This window comes from Massilia glaciei, from assembly GCF_003011895.2.
Taxonomy (GTDB): Bacteria; Pseudomonadota; Gammaproteobacteria; order Burkholderiales; family Burkholderiaceae_D; genus Telluria_A; species Telluria_A glaciei.
In genome coordinates, this window is record NZ_PXWF02000219.1 from 1 (window position 1) to 309 (window position 309).

Annotated in this window: 1 protein-coding gene; it reads left to right on the forward strand. The window is 75.1% G+C overall.

Features of this window, described 5'->3' with window-relative positions:
* Positions 1 to 309, forward strand: a 309-nt coding sequence (locus C7C56_RS13075; protein ID WP_146204467.1) for a response regulator, incomplete at both ends; no start/stop codon positions are given.

Genomic DNA, 309 nt, shown 5'->3' on the forward strand with positions numbered 1-309 from the left:
CGGCGGGCCAGGCCGGGGCGGCCGCGCCCGCCGCGCGCGACGGCCTGCCGGGCCTGCGCATCCTGCTGGTCGACGACAACCCGATCAACCAGAGCCTGGCGCGCGAGCTGCTCGAGCAGGAGGGCGCGCAGGTGAGCATCGCCGACAACGGCCTCGGCGCGCTGGCCGCGCTGACCCGCTCCGGCTACGCCCACTTCGACCTGGTGCTGATGGACCTGCAGATGCCCGAGATGGACGGCTACGAGGCGACCCGCCGCATCCGCGCCCACCCCGACGGTGGCGCCGTCAAGATCGTCGCCATGACCGCCC